General features: G+C 30.5%; 20 protein-coding genes. 3 read left to right on the top strand and 17 right to left on the bottom strand.

Going from position 1 to position 19215, the window contains the following annotated elements; translation table 11 throughout:
- The first annotated feature begins 4 nt into the window (after positions 1–4).
- Positions 5–934, top strand: coding sequence for an ATP-grasp domain-containing protein (locus tag OW730_RS15295; protein ID WP_271224919.1), 930 nt, complete (start codon positions 5–7; stop codon positions 932–934).
- Positions 935–997: 63 nt separating this feature from the next.
- On the opposite strand, the gene OW730_RS15290 is transcribed toward OW730_RS15295, so the two are convergent.
- The 12 genes from OW730_RS15290 to OW730_RS15235 are packed head-to-tail and all read right to left on the bottom strand — an operon-like array spanning position 998 to position 11264.
- Positions 998–1660: an urease accessory protein UreH domain-containing protein gene (locus OW730_RS15290; protein WP_271224918.1), complete on the bottom strand. Its 663-nt coding sequence runs from the start codon at positions 1658–1660 to the stop codon at positions 998–1000.
- A gap of 22 nt (positions 1661–1682) precedes the next feature.
- Positions 1683–2687, bottom strand: a complete 1005-nt coding sequence (gene hypE, locus OW730_RS15285; protein ID WP_271229582.1) for a hydrogenase expression/formation protein HypE — start codon at positions 2685–2687, stop codon at positions 1683–1685.
- A gap of 25 nt (positions 2688–2712) precedes the next feature.
- A complete protein-coding gene (gene hypD / locus OW730_RS15280) occupies positions 2713–3801 on the bottom strand; it encodes a hydrogenase formation protein HypD (protein ID WP_271224917.1) in 1089 nt (362 codons plus the stop codon).
- A 16-nt stretch (positions 3802–3817) separates the two neighbouring features.
- Complete coding sequence (locus OW730_RS15275) at positions 3818–4036, bottom strand: HypC/HybG/HupF family hydrogenase formation chaperone (protein WP_271224916.1); 219 nt, start codon at positions 4034–4036, stop codon at positions 3818–3820.
- Between the two features lies 1 nt (position 4037).
- A complete protein-coding gene (hypF, locus tag OW730_RS15270) occupies positions 4038–6308 on the bottom strand; it encodes a carbamoyltransferase HypF (protein WP_271224915.1) in 2271 nt (756 codons plus the stop codon).
- Positions 6309–6326: 18 nt separating this feature from the next.
- Positions 6327–7076: a twin-arginine translocase subunit TatC gene (gene tatC, locus OW730_RS15265; protein ID WP_271224914.1), complete on the bottom strand. Its 750-nt coding sequence runs from the start codon at positions 7074–7076 to the stop codon at positions 6327–6329.
- 20 nt (positions 7077–7096) lie between these two features.
- Complete coding sequence (locus OW730_RS15260) at positions 7097–7270, bottom strand: twin-arginine translocase TatA/TatE family subunit (protein WP_271224913.1); 174 nt, start codon at positions 7268–7270, stop codon at positions 7097–7099.
- On the bottom strand, positions 7263–7934 hold the full coding sequence (gene hypB / locus OW730_RS15255; RefSeq protein ID WP_271224912.1) for a hydrogenase nickel incorporation protein HypB: 672 nt from the start codon (positions 7932–7934) through the stop codon (positions 7263–7265). The genes OW730_RS15260 and hypB overlap by 8 nt, the downstream gene beginning before the upstream one ends.
- A 1-nt stretch (position 7935) precedes the next feature.
- Positions 7936–8277 carry a hydrogenase maturation nickel metallochaperone HypA gene (gene hypA / locus OW730_RS15250; RefSeq protein ID WP_271224911.1) on the bottom strand — a complete coding sequence of 114 codons (342 nt, stop codon included), beginning with the start codon at positions 8275–8277 and terminating at the stop codon, positions 7936–7938.
- A gap of 9 nt (positions 8278–8286) precedes the next feature.
- Positions 8287–8739: a hydrogenase maturation protease gene (locus OW730_RS15245; protein ID WP_271224910.1), complete on the bottom strand. Its 453-nt coding sequence runs from the start codon at positions 8737–8739 to the stop codon at positions 8287–8289.
- Positions 8739–10172 carry a nickel-dependent hydrogenase large subunit gene (locus OW730_RS15240; RefSeq protein ID WP_271224909.1) on the bottom strand — a complete coding sequence of 478 codons (1434 nt, stop codon included), beginning with the start codon at positions 10170–10172 and terminating at the stop codon, positions 8739–8741. Before OW730_RS15240 ends, OW730_RS15245 begins: the two co-directional genes overlap by 1 nt.
- Before the next feature lie 54 nt (positions 10173–10226).
- Entirely contained in the window at positions 10227–11264 is a 1038-nt protein-coding gene (locus OW730_RS15235) for a hydrogenase small subunit (RefSeq protein WP_271224908.1), read from the bottom strand.
- Positions 11265–11653: 389 nt separating this feature from the next.
- Between OW730_RS15235 and OW730_RS15230 the strand changes: the two genes are divergently transcribed.
- Entirely contained in the window at positions 11654–13327 is a 1674-nt protein-coding gene (locus OW730_RS15230) for a hydrogenase maturation protein (protein WP_271224907.1), read from the top strand.
- Positions 13328–13447: 120 nt separating this feature from the next.
- Here the strand turns inward: OW730_RS15230 and OW730_RS15225 are convergent, their stop codons facing one another.
- From OW730_RS15225 to OW730_RS15205, 5 genes are all read right to left on the bottom strand, one after another.
- Entirely contained in the window at positions 13448–13726 is a 279-nt protein-coding gene (locus OW730_RS15225) for a hypothetical protein (protein ID WP_271224906.1), read from the bottom strand.
- Between the two features lie 90 nt (positions 13727–13816).
- Positions 13817–14659 carry an HMA2 domain-containing protein gene (locus OW730_RS15220; RefSeq protein WP_271224905.1) on the bottom strand — a complete coding sequence of 281 codons (843 nt, stop codon included), beginning with the start codon at positions 14657–14659 and terminating at the stop codon, positions 13817–13819.
- Positions 14660–14721: 62 nt separating this feature from the next.
- A complete protein-coding gene (locus OW730_RS15215) occupies positions 14722–16944 on the bottom strand; it encodes a heavy metal translocating P-type ATPase (protein ID WP_271224904.1) in 2223 nt (740 codons plus the stop codon).
- A 33-nt stretch (positions 16945–16977) separates the two neighbouring features.
- A complete protein-coding gene (locus tag OW730_RS15210) occupies positions 16978–17349 on the bottom strand; it encodes an HMA2 domain-containing protein (RefSeq protein ID WP_271224903.1) in 372 nt (123 codons plus the stop codon).
- A complete protein-coding gene (locus OW730_RS15205) occupies positions 17350–17928 on the bottom strand; it encodes an HMA2 domain-containing protein (protein ID WP_271224902.1) in 579 nt (192 codons plus the stop codon).
- 480 nt (positions 17929–18408) lie between these two features.
- On the opposite strand from OW730_RS15205, the gene OW730_RS15200 reads away from it, so the two are divergent.
- Positions 18409–19200, top strand: a complete 792-nt coding sequence (locus OW730_RS15200) for an SDR family NAD(P)-dependent oxidoreductase (protein WP_271224901.1) — start codon at positions 18409–18411, stop codon at positions 19198–19200.
- Positions 19201–19215: the final 15 nt, after the last annotated feature.

The raw sequence follows: 19215 nt of genomic DNA, 5'->3' as shown, positions 1-19215 counted from the left end.
TATTATGAAAAAAATCTATATAATACATGAAAACAAGGAGTGGACTGCTCCATTGATTAAAGAATTAGAAGCTTTAGGGTTGCCTTATGAAGACTGGTTTTTAAATGAAGGAGTTTTAGATTTATCTCAAACTCCACCTGAGGGTGTATTTTACAATCGTATGAGTGCTTCATCACATACTCGTGGTCATCGCTTTGCACCCGAATATACAGCATCAGTACTTGCATGGCTTGAAGCACATAATAGAAAAGTTATTAATACTAGTAATGCACTTAAACTTGAAATTAGTAAAGTTGCTCAATATGCTTCTCTTAATGCTCATGGTATAAAGACACCTCGCACAGTTGCTGCTATTGGTAAGGAGCAAATTATTGAAGCAGCTAAAAGCTTTAAAGGATCTTTTATAACTAAACATAATCGTGCAGGAAAAGGACTAGGTGTTCAATTATTTCACAGTATTGAGTCATTAAAAGAGTATGTATATGGTGATAATTTTGAAATTTCTATAGATGGAATAACACTAATTCAACAGTATATAAAAGCTCCAACACCACATATTACACGCTGCGAATTTATTGGAGGTAAATTCGTTTATGCTGTTCAAGTTAATACTTCAGAAGGTTTTCAATTGTGCCCAGCAGATGTTTGTCAAATAGGAGACGCTTTCTGTCCTGTTGGAGAATCAGAAACATCAAAATTTAAAATTATTGATGGATTTGAAGATCCAATAATTGAAAAATACTCGAAATTCCTTAATACTAATGGGATTAATATTGCTGGTATCGAATTTATTACTGATGAAGATGGTACTATCTATACTTATGATGTAAATACAAATACTAATTATAATAAGGATGCTGAAGCTAAAGGGAAAATCTCAGGTATGGGGACTATAGCAAAATACCTTGGTAATGAACTTATACTTATTAAATAGTGTATTAATTCATATTATAAAAAGAGTTTCAATCTAAAAGATTAAAACTCTTTTTTACATATTTTAATTAATTAAAAGCTTAAATAAACCATCATTAATTCCTAAATTGTACATATAATAAACTCCAAAAATGCAACTAATCACAGCAGTAATACGAGTAAATCCAATATTCAACTTTTTATTATCAGAACTTATAGCAAAAGGCATTCCAATTATTGTTGTGAATAATAACATACCAAATATAGTTCCTATACCAAAAATAATAATATAAATTCCACCTTCCCAAGGACTTTTCACAGTGGACATTGTTAATAAAATCATTGCTGCACTTCCTGATAAACCATGTACAGCTCCAATAAATATTGATTTTAAATATGAGAATCCTTTAAGCTTTGAGTTTTCCTGTTCATGGGAATGAGAATGAACATCATTTTTCTCAGGAGATATAAAACTACGTATTCCAAGATAAACAAGCATTATACCAACAGCAAATTCCAAAGATAATGCCCATACATTTGGTATGTCTTTTTTCATAAATATAAATAACATTCCAAATATAAGTAATGTTAACGTATGCCCTATACCCCAAAATATACCTACTAAAGAAGATGTCCATAATTTCTTTGTTCTACTTACAATCGTAGATACAGCAATAACATGATCTGGTTCTATAGCATGCTTTATTCCAAGAATAAATCCTATCATTAGTGTAGTAAATAAATTCATTTCTAAAACTCCTTCAACATTTCTAACATATTCTCGGTAATAATTCACCTACAGGCATATTAACTACTCTAGTTCCGCCTATTTCAGTCTTAAGACAAACCATTTGTCTATCATCCTCTATTACCTCTCCAATAATTTCTGCATCTTTTCCTCTTGGATGGGATCTCATAACTTTTAATACTTCTTCAGCATCTTCTTCTCCAACTATTAAAACAACCTTACCTTCATTAGCAATATATAATGGTTCTAACCCAAGAATTTCGCACATGCTCTCAACTTCCATTTTAACTGGTATAGAACACTCATTTATAACTATACCTTTATTACTTTCCTTTGAAAATTCATTTAAAGTTGTTGCAAGTCCACCTCTTGTAGGATCTCTTAATATCCTTACATTCTCACTTGTATTTAGAACATTATCAATAAGTTCATTTAAAAGTCCGCAATCACTTTCAACTTCCACATCAAATTTTAAGTTTTTTCTTTTGGACATAATACAAACACCATGGTCACCTAAAGTTCCACTTATGATTACTTTATCTCCTGTTTTGATATTCTCACTGCTTAAATATACATCTCGTTCCATTACACCTATACCAGTTGTATTTATATATATTTTATCTCCACTGCCCTTTTCAACTACTTTTGTATCACCTGCAACGATTTTTACATTTGCTTCATTTGCAGTTTCACTTATTGATTTAACTATTCTTTCTAAATCTTTTAACTCTAAGCCTTCTTCAATAATAAAGCCTACTGTAATATATAATGGTTTCGCTCCACTCATAGCTAAATCATTGACCGTTCCACATACTGATAACTTTCCAATATCTCCTCCATTAAAAAAGATAGGATTTATAACGAAAGAATCTGTTGATACAGCAATCTTTCCATTACACATAGGTAAAATTGATGAATCATTTTTTTGAAGCAAGATATCATTATTAAAATATTTATAAAATAATTCTTCTATTAATTTATTTGTTGATGCTCCACCACTTCCGTGTGATAAAGTAATTATACTCATTTCTACACTTCCCTTTAACTTTTGTTTATTTTCCTGAACCATATTTATAATATGCTGCACATGTTCCCTCTTCAGAAACCATACATGCTCCTACTGGATTCATAGGATCACACACCTTAGAGAACAATTTACACTCTACAGGATTCTTTTTCCCTTTAAGGATTTCACCACAAATACATCCTTTCAAAGGCTTGTCTTCGCATAATTTTATATTCAACTTACTTTCTGTATCATATAAACTATATTTCTTCTTTAATCTGAGACCTGTACCCTCAAGATTCCCTAGTCCTCTCCAATTACTACGAGTTACATCAAATATTTCATCCATAGTATTTATAGCTTTCTCATTACCTTCATAATTAACTATTCTTCCGTAAGTATTTCTTACTTCATTAATATTATTATTAATCATTTCAAGTAAATTATATAAACCTACTATAATATCTCCTGATTCAAAACCTGCAACTACTGCCGGAACTCCAAATTCCTCAGATAAAAATTCATATGGTTTAACACCAATAACAGTACTAACATGCCCTGGACATATAAACCCATCTATTTTAGTCTCTTTATCTAAAACCAATGCTTTCATTGTTGTTGGCATTGTTTTTATTGATTGTAATACTGAGTAATTTTCAATTTTTTCACTTTCAGCAATTTTCACACTTAAAGCTATTGTTGGTGCTGTTGTTTCAAAGCCTACCGCTAAAAATACAACTTCTTTATTAGGATTTTCCTTAGCAATCTTCACTGCATCTAGTGGAGAATATACCATTCTAATATCTCTACCTAAAGCTTTTTCCTTTTGAAGGGAACTTTTATTTCCTGGTACCTTTAACATATCCCCAAAAGTAGTTATTATAATATCTTCCCTATGAGATAATTCAATTACAGTATCTATGTATCCTTGAGATGTTACACAAACAGGACATCCTGGACCTGATATAAGCTTTATATTCTCTGGAAGCAAATCTCTAATTCCACTTCTAAATATTGACATAGTGTGTGTCCCACACACCTCCATTATTGCAACTTCTTTATCAGCATTTTCATGTATCTTTTCAAGCATCTTCTTAACTAATTCAGGGTTCCTAAATTCTTTTACATATTTCATAGTTCATCCCCCCTAATTAATTATCTTCTGCTAATGCTTTAAAAATTTCTAATGTTTTTTCAGCTTCTTCTTTATCAATCTTCTGCATTGCGCATCCTGCGTGAAGAAGAACATAGTCTCCAACTTGTAAATCATATACTAAATCTATATTAACTTCTTTTCTAACTCCTCCAAAATTAACTACTGCCTCATGTTCTCTAACTTCTATAACTTCTACTGGTACCGCTACACACATATTATTTCCCTCCTGTATTTATCTTATGATTTGCAATTACTAATTGTCCTAATGCTATTCCCCCATCATTACATGGTATTTCAGAATGAGTATATACTTCAAATCCACATTCTTTTAACCTATTATAAATACCTTCAAAAATAATTCTATTCTGAAACACTCCGCCACTAAGTCCTACTGAATTAATCTCATATTTATCTCTAATCAAAATACACATTTGAATTGAGAAGTCAATTACAGTGTTATGGAACCTTTTCGCAATAACATTGATTTGTATATTATCCTTGATATCATCAACAATTTCTCTAATCATATTATCTGTATTTACAATGAATTTTTCTTCAAAAATATCTATTCTATAAGTATATTTTCCTTCTTCTTTTGCAAGTGAAATAGCTTCTAAATTTATAGCTGCTTCTCCTTCATAAGATATTTTATTTTTTATTCCGATGATTGCTGCTACTGCATCAAATAGCCTTCCCATGCTTGATGTTTCAATTGAATTTATATTCTTCTCAATCATTGAAATAATCATATTGACACTTTTTTCTGGAATGTCTTTTATAATATTATTATCAATATTCTCTTTCATTGCCTTAAGAAGATAACTAATTCCCATTTTCCATGGCTCTTTTACTGCTGCTTCTCCTCCAGGCATTTTTACATAATTCAAATGACCTACTCTTTTGAAATCCATGTAATCACATATTAAAAATTCTCCACCCCAAATTTTATTATCAGTTCCTAAGCCTGTACCATCAAAGGCAAGCCCTATAATTTTCTTATTAATCTTATTTTCAGCCATACAACTTGCTATATGTGCATGATGGTGCTGAACTGCTACCTTCTCACACTTTTCTTCTTTTGCAAATTTAGATAATAAAAAATCAGGATGTAAATCATATGCAACAATTTTAGGCTCAATATTATATAATCCTTTAAAATGCTCAGCGTTTAGCTCATAATTTTCATAAGTCTCTAAGCTATCGATATCTCCCATATGCTGACTTAAAAAAGCATATTCATTCTTTGAAATACAAAATGTATTTTTCATATGTGATCCATAAGCGAAAGTGTCTTCAATACCGTCAATCACTACTGGAAGTGGTGCATATCCTCTTGAACGTCTTATTAATCTTTCCATATCTTTAATTACCATTGATACTGAGTCATCAACTGGTAAATTTATATCTCTATCATGTAATAAATAAAAATCTACTATATCTTTTAATTTTTCTTGTGCTTCTTCATTTTGATAAACCATTGGTAATCCACTAATATTGGCACTTGTCATAATTAATACCTTTAATTCCTCATCAAATAAAAGATAATGCAGCGGTGTGTACGGTAGCATAACCCCTAAAGTTTTATTATTTGGTGCAATGTTTTCAGGTAATAATTCACCTTTCTTTTCAAGTAATAATATTGGTTTTCTTATACCCGTTAATATACTCTCTTCTTTTTCATTAACATTACAATATTTTTTAACTTCATGTATATCACTCATCATAAGTGCAAAAGGTTTTGACTCTCTTCTTTTTCTTTCTCTTAAAACACTAATTACTTTTTCATTTTCACCATTACAAACTAAATGAAATCCACCTAATCCTTTTATAGCTAATATTTTTCCGTCCTTTAATAGCTCTTTAGTCCTCTTTATAGGATTTTCTGTTGAAATCTTATTACCATTTCTATCTATTAACCATACACTAGGACCGCAAACAGGACAAGCATTTGGTTGAGCATGAAATCTTCTATCTAATGGATCTTCATATTCACTTTTACATTCAGGACATAAAGCAAATTTCTTCATTGTTGTCATTGGTCTATCGTATGGTAGTTTTTTTATGATAGAAAATCTTGGACCACAATTTGTACAATTTGTGAAAGGGTATTTATATCTCTTATTACTTTTCTCTTTTATGTCATCTTCACATTCCTTACATGTTGCAATATCAGGCGATATCAATGTAATTGTGTTATTATTGTCATGACTTTTTTCTATTGAGAACTCTTTAAAATTTTTAATTTCCCTATCTTCAATAATTATTTCATCTATTTTTGAAAGTGGTGGAGCTTCATTCCTTAATTTGTTTAAAACAATGTTTATATTTTTTTCTTCACCTTCAATATCAATAAAAACACCTTCTGAAGTATTTTTAACCCAACCCTTTAAGTTGTTTTCATTAGCTATTTTATATACAAATGGTCTAAATCCAACTCCTTGTACAATTCCTCTAACAACAACATATTTTCTAGTACTTCTATTCATTTTAATTACCTTTCCTCATTAGTTTTCATCATTAGTTTTCTTTATCCCTGTAATTTTGCTATACACATACATTAGTCCTAAACTTATTTCAAATAATAGAGTTAATGGTAGAGCAACTGCTAACAAAGTAAATGCATCTGGAGTAGGAGTTATGATTGCTGTAATAATAACAATTACTAAGATGGCATATTTTCTTTTTTTAGCTAAAGTCTTATAATTAAGAATTCCAAACTTAGATAATAGCAACATAATCATTGGAAGTTCAAAAACAGACCCCATAGCTACAGTTAACCCTATTACAAAGGAAAAATATTTGCCTACTGAAAGCATTGGTACCATATGTTCATTTCCAAAACTCATTAAATAATTTAATGTTGTTGGAAGTATAAATGCAAAACAAAAATATATTCCACTAAAAAATAACGCTACTATAAATGGTAAACATGAAAAAACAATTATTTTTTCTTTTTTATACATAGCAGGTGAGATAAATAATAATGTTTGTAAGAATATTATTGGAGATGATACAACTATACCTCCAAAAACTGCAACTTTTAACTTTGTAAGAAATCCTTCTAATGGTGTTAAAAACACTAAGTCAATATCTCCACTCATTTCGAGAGGACCTTTTAGTAATGCAGTTAATTCAGCAGATTTTATGTATGATATTACTGAAAAGATTGCTATAAATAAACAACTTATTAATATTCTTTTTCTTAACTCATCTAAATGATCGATTATGCTTATTTCTTCAAATTCCTTGCTCATTTACCTCACCTACTTTCTTATTACTTCTCTTCTTTATCTTCAACAAGATCTTTTGTTACTTCTTTAGTTGCTTTTTTAAATTCCTTTATAGATGTTCCAATAGCTCTCCCTACCTCTGGAAGTTTTTTAGGTCCAAATACTACAAGAGCAATAACTAAAATTACAATTAGTTCTGGTAATCCTAAACTAGGCATTTTTCATTTCCCCTTTTTCTTTTATTTTTTCTTTGAAGAAGTCAGCTAAATCTTTAATTCCTTCTTCGGTTGTACAAGATATTTCAAAGACTTTAATGTTTTCATTTAATGATTTAATATCTCTATATAACTCTTCCATTGAAAAATTTGTGTACTCTATCAAATCCATTTTATTTACTATAAGTACCTCTGATCTTTGGAACATTGATGGATATTTTAATGGCTTATCATTTCCTTCGGTTATACTTAAAACAGTAACTTTCATATCTTCACTTAAATCGTATGACGCTGGACATACTAGGTTACCAACGTTTTCAATTATTAAAAAGTTAGTATCTTCAATATCAATATTATTTAATGACTCCTGTATCATTAATGCATCTAGATGGCATCCCCCACCAGTATTTACTTGAAGTACCTGAATTCCGTGACTTTCTATTCTATCTGCATCTTTTGTTGTGTATAAGTCACCTTCTATTACTGTCATATTTATTTCATTTTTTAAGCTTTTGATGATTTTTTCTAATACTGATGTTTTTCCAGCTCCAGGAGAACCTATCATATTTATTGTGAAAATACCTTTTTCCCTTAGTAACGCTCTATTTCTTCTAGCTATTTCATCATTTGTCCCTAATATATTTTTTTTCACTAAAATCTGTTTCACTTTATTCACCTTCTATTTCATCTAATAGTAATTCATATCCACTTACGATATTATTGCTAAACACATGACACTTTGGACATTTTTTATCAGTAAATGATATGTCAAACACTTGTCCGCATTCAACACATTCAGCTGTTGCTTTAACTCTATTAATGATTAGTTCAGCTTTTTCTGATTCAGTATCCTTTGAGAATCCTTCGAATGCGAATCTTAAAGCACTGTCTTCAACACAACTGAACTCTCCAATTTTTAAAACTACTTTATTAACTTTTTTTATATTATGGTTACTTACATTTTCATTTATAATTTCAAATATTTCACCCATAATTGAAACTTCATGCATTAATATCACCTATTCACTTTCAATTTCTTCTTTAACTATTCTTATGATATTCGGTATCTCATTCTTTAGTGTTGGTGATAACTCCATATCATAAAATATTTCATATGGTTCAACCCCTATGATTATCACCTCTGGGTTGTGTCCCATTAACTTTGCTTGTTTGAGAATATCAAAAACTTGTACATCGTGAAGTGATGAATTAGCTTTTATATAAGTACCCAACTCTTCTGGAGTTATTCTATATATAGTCCCTGGTTCATGTCCGCCTTTTAAACTATCTACAACAATAACTTTCTCATTATCTATAAAATACCCCAGCAAATCAAAAGTCGATGTTCCTCCATCTATTAAATCAACATCACATTTAAATTTTTCTTTAAGGAGTTCACTTATTAAGTGAACCCCTATTCCATCATCTCTCAATAAAATGTTGCCAATTCCTATTACACATTGCTTCTTCATTAAATTACTCCCTTAGGATTAGGTGTAGAAACAACAAACTTAGCTTTAACATTCCTTTCAGGATCCATAATATGTATTGAACATCCTGTACATGGATCAAATGAGTGAACAATTCTTAATAATTCAATTGGTTGACTAATATCTTTAATTGTAACTCCCACAAGAGCTTGTTCTAAAGCACCCATTTGTCCAAAATCATCTCTTGGAGAAACGTTCCAACAAGTTGGAGTTATTATTTGATAACTATTCAGTTTTTTATTTGAAAAATTCATCCAATGTCCTAGTGCACCTCTTGGAGCTTCAGTTAATCCTACACCAGTACCTGAGTAAGGAACATTTAACTGAGTGTATGAGCTTCCAGTAGAAAGTGAATTTAACCAATTAATCATTTCTGCAACTATTTTTTTTGATTCAAGTCCTCTAGCCATATGTCTATCCATTACAGAAATACCTCTTGTGTATTCCTTATTCATGAACATTCTAGCTAGTGGACCAACTTCATATACTTCATTATTGTATCTTGGAGATTTTAACCATGAATAAGCTCCATTTTTACCATAATTCGGCTCTGTTTTTCCGCTATTTGGATGTTTATTTCCAGAATCATCAGAATACCATGAATGTTTAACATATTCTTTTATCTTTGATATATCGATTGAACTATATGAGCCATTTTTATAAATACCAGATTTGAATAATGTATTCCCATTAGTATCTATATCGAATACACCATAAGTTAGAAGATTTCCACATCCTTTTCCTATGTTATAATAATCACTGTATTTATTTGCAATTAAATTCAAGTCACTCATATATTCATTATCAATAAAGTTCTTAATTTCAACTAAGTAGTTCTTAAATTTTGATATATTTGTACTATTTAATCTTTGTGTTACCCCCCCTGGTGCTATTGACATTACGTGAGGTATTTTTCCTGAAAAAATAGCAGTCATTTCATGAGCTTTTCTTCTTATATGTAAAGCTTTTATGTAGTTATTAATTAGAGCAGCACTTTCAGTTTCATTGAATCTATAGTCAGCATCATATCCTGGTGTCCATGGACTAGCTTGTGGACCTTTTACATAATCAAGTAATGATAAGTGATAAAATTGTAAAATATGATCCGATAAATAGTTTCCACCTAAAATAAGATTTCTTAATAGCATCGCATTAAAAGAAGGTTTAAATCCAAATGAATCCTCAACTGCTTTTACTGCTGCTATACTGTGACTTACAGGACAAAGTCCACATATTCTCTGAGTTATATGTATTGCATCTCTTGGATCTTTTCCAACTAAAATTTTCTCAAAACCTCTAAACATATTTCCAGTACTATGGGCATTAATTACTTTATTATTACTATCAACTTCAACTTCAATTTTCAAGTGACCCTCTAGTCTTGTAACTGGATCAATTTTAATTTTTGTTCCCATATTTTAGACTCTCCTTTATAAATTACTATATTATTTTTCAATGTAAATTAAATATTAATCATCATATCTATAACGATAGTAGGTTCTATATTCATCATCACGTTCATCATCATCATCATCATGAGATCTATACTCATATTCATTGTCGTCACGTTCATCATCATCATCATGTTCATCACTGCTGTATGAACCACCACCAAATTTATATATAGTTTCTTTACCAAAACTGCTATCTGCACATCCAATGCACATATGACCAGCGGCAATACACCAATTGTTCTTATTATTCCATTTTCTGTGGGGACAATTATTATATGTATCTGGCCCTTTACAGCCTAGTTCTTCATAACACCCTAGTAACCCTAATTGTCGTACTTCATCATATTCTTTGTATGGGCATATATCATGAATTTCTGTATCATAAAACTCTCTTGGACGTCCTTGTTCATCTAACCTTGGCATTCCATAAAGTAATACTTTAATTATTGTCCTAACTAATGTATATGGGTGTATTGGACAGCCTGGAAGATTAATAATTCTTTGTTTTGTCATATTATATAAAATATTTCTGTCTAATCTCTGAATTCCAGTAGGATTACCTCCACCCATTGGAACTCCTCCAAATGAAGCACAAGTCCCAGCTGCAATTACGTAGCTAGCCTTTGGAGCTAATTCTTTAACAGCATCTAACATTGTCCATGGTTGTCCATGTCTTTCAGTTAGAACACAATGAATACCATTATCTGCAGTAGGAACCGCCCCTTCAATAACTAATATGAATTTCCCATTGTATTGTGAAACTGTCTGATCTAAAGCTGATATTGCTAAATCCCCTGATGCTGTCATGATATTATGATGGTACTTCATGCTGATTTTGTTGATTAACAAATCGTCAATTGTTGTTTCTTGAATTGAGTTCAATAATGATATTGAACATCCTGAACATCCAGACCCTTGCAGCCATATAACAGGTGGTGTTGTTTCTGCAGCCATAACAACCTCTTCCAACTTCCCTAATTCCATTTTAGAAAGTCCTAAGGCCACTGCGGATGTTGTACACCATTTTAAAAATGATCTTCTTGAAATTTTCATTTCTTTTCTGCCTCCAATAACTCTTATAGTTTTTCAAGATGATATAAATATTATTAAAACTTATTCCTTTAAAACTTATTCCTTTAAAACTTGAAAATATCACCTTGAAAAATTATGTTATATTTGAGTGTGAATCCTAATTGACTTCGATAATTTATTGCATTTGATAATGAATTTCATTAACATTCTTTTTTATAATATAACACCTTGTCATTCTTGTCAAGAAATCAACTTCTGTATATTAAAAAAACAAAGTTTACTATAATATTATTTTTATAGAATTATTATTTCAGAAATTGCCAATTGATAATTGTTTTCACTTGCATTATAATATTGATTACATTACTTAAATAAAGATTTGATGATTTTACATAAGGAGATTAATATCTATGAATATTTTATTTTTGTCAACAGCTCATAACAGTTTAAGTCAAAGAGCCTATGTTGAATTAACCGATCTTGGTCATAATATATATGTTCAAATAGCAAGTAGTGAACAAGCAATGGTAGATTCAGTGAAATTGTACAACCCAGATCTTATAATAGCACCGTTTTTGAAACGTTATATTCCAGAATCAATTTGGAGTAATTATACATGTATTATTATTCACCCAGGTATTATTGGTGATAGAGGCCCTTCTTCACTTGACTGGGCAGTTCTTAATGGTGAATCTGAATGGGGTGTTACTCTCCTACAAGCTAATGATATGTTGGATGGAGGAGATATATGGGCATCTCATAATTTTACTATGAAAGATGTAAGTAAAAGTCACTTATATCGCCATCAAGTAACGGAAGCTGCTATAAAGTGTCTATTAGAAACAATAGATCGATATGAAAGTGGTAACTTTAATCCTAAAAAACTAGATTACAATCATAATGATGTTAAAGGTAAAGAACACAGACCTATGAAACAGAAATATCGTTCAATTGATTGGTCTGAAGCAACTGATGTGATTGCTAAAAAAATCCGTTCTGCTGATAGTCAACCTGGGCTCTTAGATTCAATTTATGGTGAGAGTTTTTATCTATATGGTCTTCATGAAGAAGACACATTAAAGGGAAATCCTGGTGAAATAATTGGAGAAAGAAATGGTGCGTTATGTCGTGCTACTGGAGATGGGGCTGTTTGGATTACTCACCTTAAGAAAAAAAGTCAGGGAAATCATAAATATTTCAAACTCCCTGCTGCACAAGTTCTTGGTGATAAAGTTAATAATATTCCTCATTTGCCAATTGAAGCTGATGTTAAAGGACGTACTTTTAGAGATATTTGGTATGAGGAGAACAATAAAGTTGGATATCTTCACTTTAATTTTTATAATGGTGCAATGAGTACAACTCAATGTATCAGGTTAAGAGATGCCTTTATTAAAGCAAGAGAACGGGATACTAATGTAATAGTATTAATGGGTGGAAGTGATTTCTGGTCTAATGGAATTCATCTTAATGTGATTGAAGGTGCTGATAATCCAGCAGATGAATCCTGGAAAAATATAAATGCTATCAATGATTTAATCAAAGAAATTATTTTAACAGACACCCATCTTATAATTTCTGCAATGAGAGGTAATGCGGCAGCTGGAGGAGTAATATTAGCATTAGCTGCTGATAAAGTATTTGCACAAAATGGCGTGGTTCTAAATCCTCATTATAAAAATATGGGTTTATATGGTTCTGAATATTGGACATACCTTCTTCCTAAACGTGTTGGAATGAAAAAAAGCATTGAGTTAACTGATCAATGTATTCCTGTTAGTACTAAAGCAGCAAAGAAAATAGGTTTAATTGATGATATGTTTGATGGTTTGAATTTCAAAGATAAAATAATTGAAATTGCTGAAGAACTTGCTCTTAGTCCGCATTATAAAAGTAAATTAAAAGAAAAGCAGATTAAAAGAATTGAGGATGAAAAAATTAAACCATTAGAGTTTTATCGTAAGGAAGAGTTAGTAAAAATGTTTGATAATTTTTATGGTTCCGATAAAAGTTATCATATAGCACGAAAACGATTTGTCTATAATATATCCTGTTTAGATGAATTACCAAAAGAGGTTCTTTAATGACTAGATTTCTTAATAATAGAGTTTGATTACCACTGAACACTGCTAGTTTTAAAATATTAAAAGGTCGAATCAGTTATTTTATTTCAACTGACTCGACCTTTACTTAATTAAAAAATATTATTCTTCTACTAATTCTTGTGGTTGAGAAACTGCTAAATCATTGCTCTCTAATTCTTTTTCTGCCATTAAATCTTCAATGTACTCTTTATGTAGAGCTAACTCTTCTAAAGACATATTTTGAAGATTGTTTCTTGGAGCTTCAACGTTTATACCATTCTTTCTTAGAAAACCGTCAACCTTATCTTGATTTTTCTTATAAACATAAAATCCTAATGCTGAAACTCCTACCCCAATTGCAAATCCTGTAACATGATCTCTTGTAATGTTATTTATCATAATACTTCCTCCTAATTCTTTTTTTCTTTTAGTAGAATCAATTTTTATTAATTCAATATCTAATTAATATATATTATCATATATCAATATTTAATCGTTGATTCTAAGGTACATTCTATCACTTAACTTCCCCATACCTTCTAAGATGTTTCCATGACTTTTGGATACCATTTTTATTTCATTTGTGAACCCTTTTTGTTTTGCGCTTCCACCAACTCCAACAAGCTTTCCAAATGAAGCACTTATTAATCTTATCATTTTACCTAAGTCATTATCTGCTTCAGATTTAATTACAATATCATAATAAGCCGAATTACTTTCTTCTTCATAAATCTTGAAGGCTTTAAGAGTGAATGCTTCGTCATTACTTTCAACTAAATGCCTAGAGAATGTAGCCAACCATGTTATTGAAGCCCCAATTAGTAGATTTCCTTTGAAAAAAGAGTTTAATAGATAAACCAATGTAAGTACTTCTATATCGTACATACCCTTTCTCTTCATTTCTAAATAAGCATGATTCAAACCTGCTCCTGCTGTGCTTATACCAGCATTTAAATTAAGCATATTCTGAACATCTATTGGAAACTTTACTACTTTTGCATACCATGCAGCAAGTAGGGTTGCTCCTGAATAGTAATCTAAATTAACAAGCTTAACATTTGAAGATTTTTTTAATATTTTAACCTTTGAATAGCTATGTTGTAAAGATACTGACACCGCTGTCCTTATAATAATCTCCATCTCTGAAACTAATGTAGGATTAAAATAAACTAGTAATGACTTAGTTAATGTATTATATTTTACAGATTTTATTCCCTCATGATGTTTAATTGTTTCTTCAAACTTTTCCACATTTCTAGGTGGCCATGAGATATTCAACCTTATTCTTCCTGGAATAACATGAATAATATTAACTATAGGTATGTCAACCATGAATTCTGCTCCTTTCTAGCCACACGTTTTTTATAAGTATATTATATCTAATACTCAGTTATCTATCTTCTTTCAAATCTATAAAACATTAACCTTGTAGAATTAAGTACAACAGCTATGGTGCTTAAATTATGAAGCAGGGAACATCCAAATACAGGAAGTACCCCAATAGCGCCTAAAAACAATCCTACCGTATTTACTCCTATAGTTGTTGCAAAGTTCTGTTTAACAACGTCCATTGTTTTTTGAGATAAATTTATAACTTGCGGAATTAATAATGGATCATCACTATTTATTGTAATATCAGCTGCTTCCACAGCAATATCTGTTCTTGTGGCTCCTATTGCAATCCCTACATCTGCATATGCTAGAGCAGGCGCATCATTAATTCCATCTCCTACCATTATTACCTTAGAACCTGTTGATTGAAGTTGTAATACTGACTCTGCTTTATCTTCTGGTAGAAGATCTGCCTTGAAACTATCTAGTGACATCTTTCTTGTCATTATTTCAGCCTGTTGCTCAACATCACCTGTAAGGAGAATAATATCATCTATACCTCCACTTCGAAGACGATTAATAGACTTCTTCATATTATCTCTAAGGGTATCTTGAACACCAAGTACTCCCAAAAGCTTATCTCCATGAGCAACATAAATTAAACTATCTCCTCTTTCAAGTAGTTTATCGACTTGCTTTTCAATTTCAGAACTTATTTCTATATCATGTTTTTTTATGATTTTTTTACTTCCAACAACAACAGTTTTAGAACCTACTATAGTTTCAACACCAAATCCAGCATGAACTAAAGCCTCGCCATGTTCTGGAACCTTCCATCCTGAACGATACAACTTACTCATAACAGCTTTTGCTAATGGATGAGTAGATGTTTCTTCAGCAGCACTAGCGATCTCGATAAGTTCTTGTTCAGTAACATCTTCAGCTGTTATTATGCTCATTATCTTTGGTCTACCCTCTGTTAATGTTCCAGTTTTATCTAATATTAAAGTATCTGATTCTGAAAGGGATTCAATAAAGTTTCCACCTTTTACAAGAACACCATTTTTAGCAGCTGTATGAATACTTGCAGATAATGCCGCAGCTGTAGATAACCTAGCTCCACAAGCATAATCTATCACAAGCATATTTAGAGCTCTCTTAACATCTTTGGTTGCAATATAAACAAGTGCAGCTAATGAAAAATTAAGAGGTAATAATTGTGATGCGAATTTATCTGCGTATATCTGCATCTGAGCTTTATTATTTGAAGCTTCCTCAACTAAGTTTACAATTCTTGAAACTGCAGTTTCATCTCCAACTTTAGTAGCTCTAATAGTAAGTGTTCCTGATTTAAGTATTGTTCCTGCAAATACATTCTGCCCTTTTATTCTTAATATAGGCATAAATTCACCTGTAATAGATGATTGATCGACAACCCCTTCACCTAATACAACTTCTCCATCTACACTTATCTTTTCTCCAGAATGAACAACAATAATATCATCTTTATTTATTTTATTAATGTTAACTTTATTTATCTGACCATCTTCACTTTTTTTCCAAACATACTGATCACCTACATCAAGCATATCTCTAATAGCCTTACGTGTTCTATTCATTGTATAAGATGTAAGTAATTCTGCAATATCTGAAAGTAATATGGTTGTCAAAGCAGAAATATCTCCACCAATGAAAAGACTAGTTACAATGGCTGTAGTTGTTAATGTATCTTCATTAGCTCTTTTATCTTTAATTAGTGATACTACACCATTCTTCAATATATCTCTTGATAACCCTAAACTCACTAAAGCAGGCACTGTAGTAAACTTATCTAACACAGATTTAGTGTTAAGTAGCTGTTCTACTGGTAACCCCTTTTTCTTTCTTATTCCGTAATATGCTATTGTTGCTGCTGTAACACCTATCTTCTTTATCTTATCCCCAAGTGGTTGATATTCTAATGCTTTTTTACTTCTATCCAAACCATCTTTTTGTTCTTTAACAGCCTTGTGTATCTCAATAGAATAAGATGCCACAACTGCTTCAACCGTTTCAATTATTTCTTCACTATCTATAAGTTTAGGGTCGTAAAATAACAGTATGTTATTTGTAATATAACTTATAGAAACATCATTAAAGTATACTATACTATTAAGCTTTTCTTCAATTTCATTAAGCTTATCCTTTAGATATTCAAATCCAAAACACTTCAATCTAATTCTTCCACTTAAAGTATGAACAACTTCACATTTAAATAAAGATTTCTTCGAATTGTTTTTTACCATGTCAGTCCCCTTCGTGTATTTTATTAAAAGTATTTACTTGCTCATCTCATCTTTTACTATAAGAGCCATTCTAGCAATTTCATCCTTAAGTTCATCAATTGTTATATTTTCAATTTCTTTTCTATAAGAAATTACTATTTGAATTATTCTTCTAACAGCTTTTAATATTTTCTTTTCATTTGTAATCTGTGGGTCATATTTAATGACAACATTTCCCGTGAGATAACTAAATGAAACCTCTTTAACTCCTTTTATAACTAAAAAAACAGAAGTAATATTTTCATCTTGAATCTGCCACTCTTTAGGAATTTGCTTTATTGCTGGAGCATTAATTCTTAATCTTCCTGGTATGCTGTGTATAACTTTTATCTTTATTGCAAAATCTAGAACTTTATTAAAAATCATTTAAGCACCTCCCCTTCTTAGAATGTTATAAGCCCACCAAAGCAAGGTATATGCTCCTGGTTTTCCTGCTGAAGGATTATTATATATCTCCTTAAGTGCAAGAATGATAAAAGAAACTGGAATAATTGTCTCTGCATCAATAATTCCATTTGTTTTTTCAAATATACCTTGGTTAAATGCCTCTCCAACTTGTTTAATCTCTCTAGAAACTAAAGGAGTTTTTTTATTATCTATCAATGGTTCAAGTTCTAATAATCTTATTATTGCAGAATATAATATTCCTGCATCTACTTTATTTATGTCATAAAGAACAAGAATACTTCCTGTTAGTGTATTAACTTGAAATTCATTTATACCATCTATCTTAGAAAACTGAGTTGATAGTAAATTTTTATCCGTCTCATTATTAACAAGTTTAGGCGCATAAATACGCACCCTTCCAGCCAAAAAATGTTTAACTTCTATAATATTTTTAAAGCTTGGAAGAGGAATATTCTTACTCCCGTCTTTTTTATTACTTTTAAGCATTTTACTTGCCAAGTAATACCCTATCATTATCTGGGATGTTAATCCAAACATAAAGCTTCTCCTTTTAGCATTATTCTCATTTAATAATACTTATTTTGTAATTAATTATTTCTATTAAGAGTATTATATCACCTTTTTTATGAAATTAAATATATTTTTTAGTTTTATTTTCATAATTCGACTCTTATCATTGGGAATTATACAGATTATTAGTGTCAAGCAAAAATTTTATATAAAACTTAACCTGAGAATTATCCATTGCGGTTCTCAATTGATAATCCACAACTGAATATTTTATATTTTTTATAATACCCAAAATCTGATAATTAATACAGCGAATGATATTCATTCTCGCTTATATGCTATTTTTTATATAATTCATTTGTTCCATTAAATATTAATCTTTATTATTTAACTTTCGTGGTATATTCTCATTTAAAAATAGCTAGAAGATACTCCTCAATTAGCAGTAAGATTATTTTTCGTATAAAAGTATTTTTTATGCTAACTTTATACATAGAGGTGAATATAATGAAAACTATCTTTATTACTGGCTGTGGTTCTGGATTAGGTAATGCTGCTGCATTTGCTTTAGCAAAAAGAGGACATTTTGTGTATGCTACAACCCACAGTGATGAACAAGCTAAAAAAATAAATGAACTTAGTAAAGATTTGAAGCTGACTTTACAAAGTTTTAAATTAGATATATTAAGTCCTGAAGATAGACTTTTAATAAAAGATTTGCATATAGATGTTTTGATTAACAATGCTGCTATTGGAGATTCTGGATCAGTTTGTGAAATTCCTATAGATAAATTTAGAGAAACCTTTGAAACAAATGTATTTGCAACATTAGAGCTTACTCAACTCGCTCTCAAGCGCATGATTCGTAAAAAATCTGGAAGAATTATATTCATATCTTCTTTAGCTGGGTTATCTCCTGTTCCTTTTTTATCACCCTACAGCTCTACAAAATTTGCATTAGAGTGCATTGCATCATGCTTAAACAATGAACTTAAGGAGTTAAAAAAGGTTAGCATACCAATTGTATTAATTGAACCTGGTGCATATGCAACTGGATTTAATCAGAAAAATATAAGTAAGCAGTTTGTTTGGATGGATAAATCTTCATACTTCAAGAAAAAATTAAGGCAATTAAAATTTAAACAATTCTCATATTTTAAATTAGTAGAATCATCAAATTTTGATTCTATTATTAAGAAATATATTAGTGCTGTTGAAGATGTTAAGCCTAAGGATAGATATAGCGCTCCAAGATTACAAGAGAAATACATAAAACTCAAAAATACTCTTCTTAAATAAATAATAAAACGACTC

The organism is Oceanirhabdus sp. W0125-5, assembly GCF_027938815.1.
In the GTDB taxonomy this organism is placed as follows: domain Bacteria; phylum Bacillota; class Clostridia; order Clostridiales; family Clostridiaceae; genus Oceanirhabdus.
This window is presented reverse-complemented; position numbering and strand designations above follow the sequence as displayed.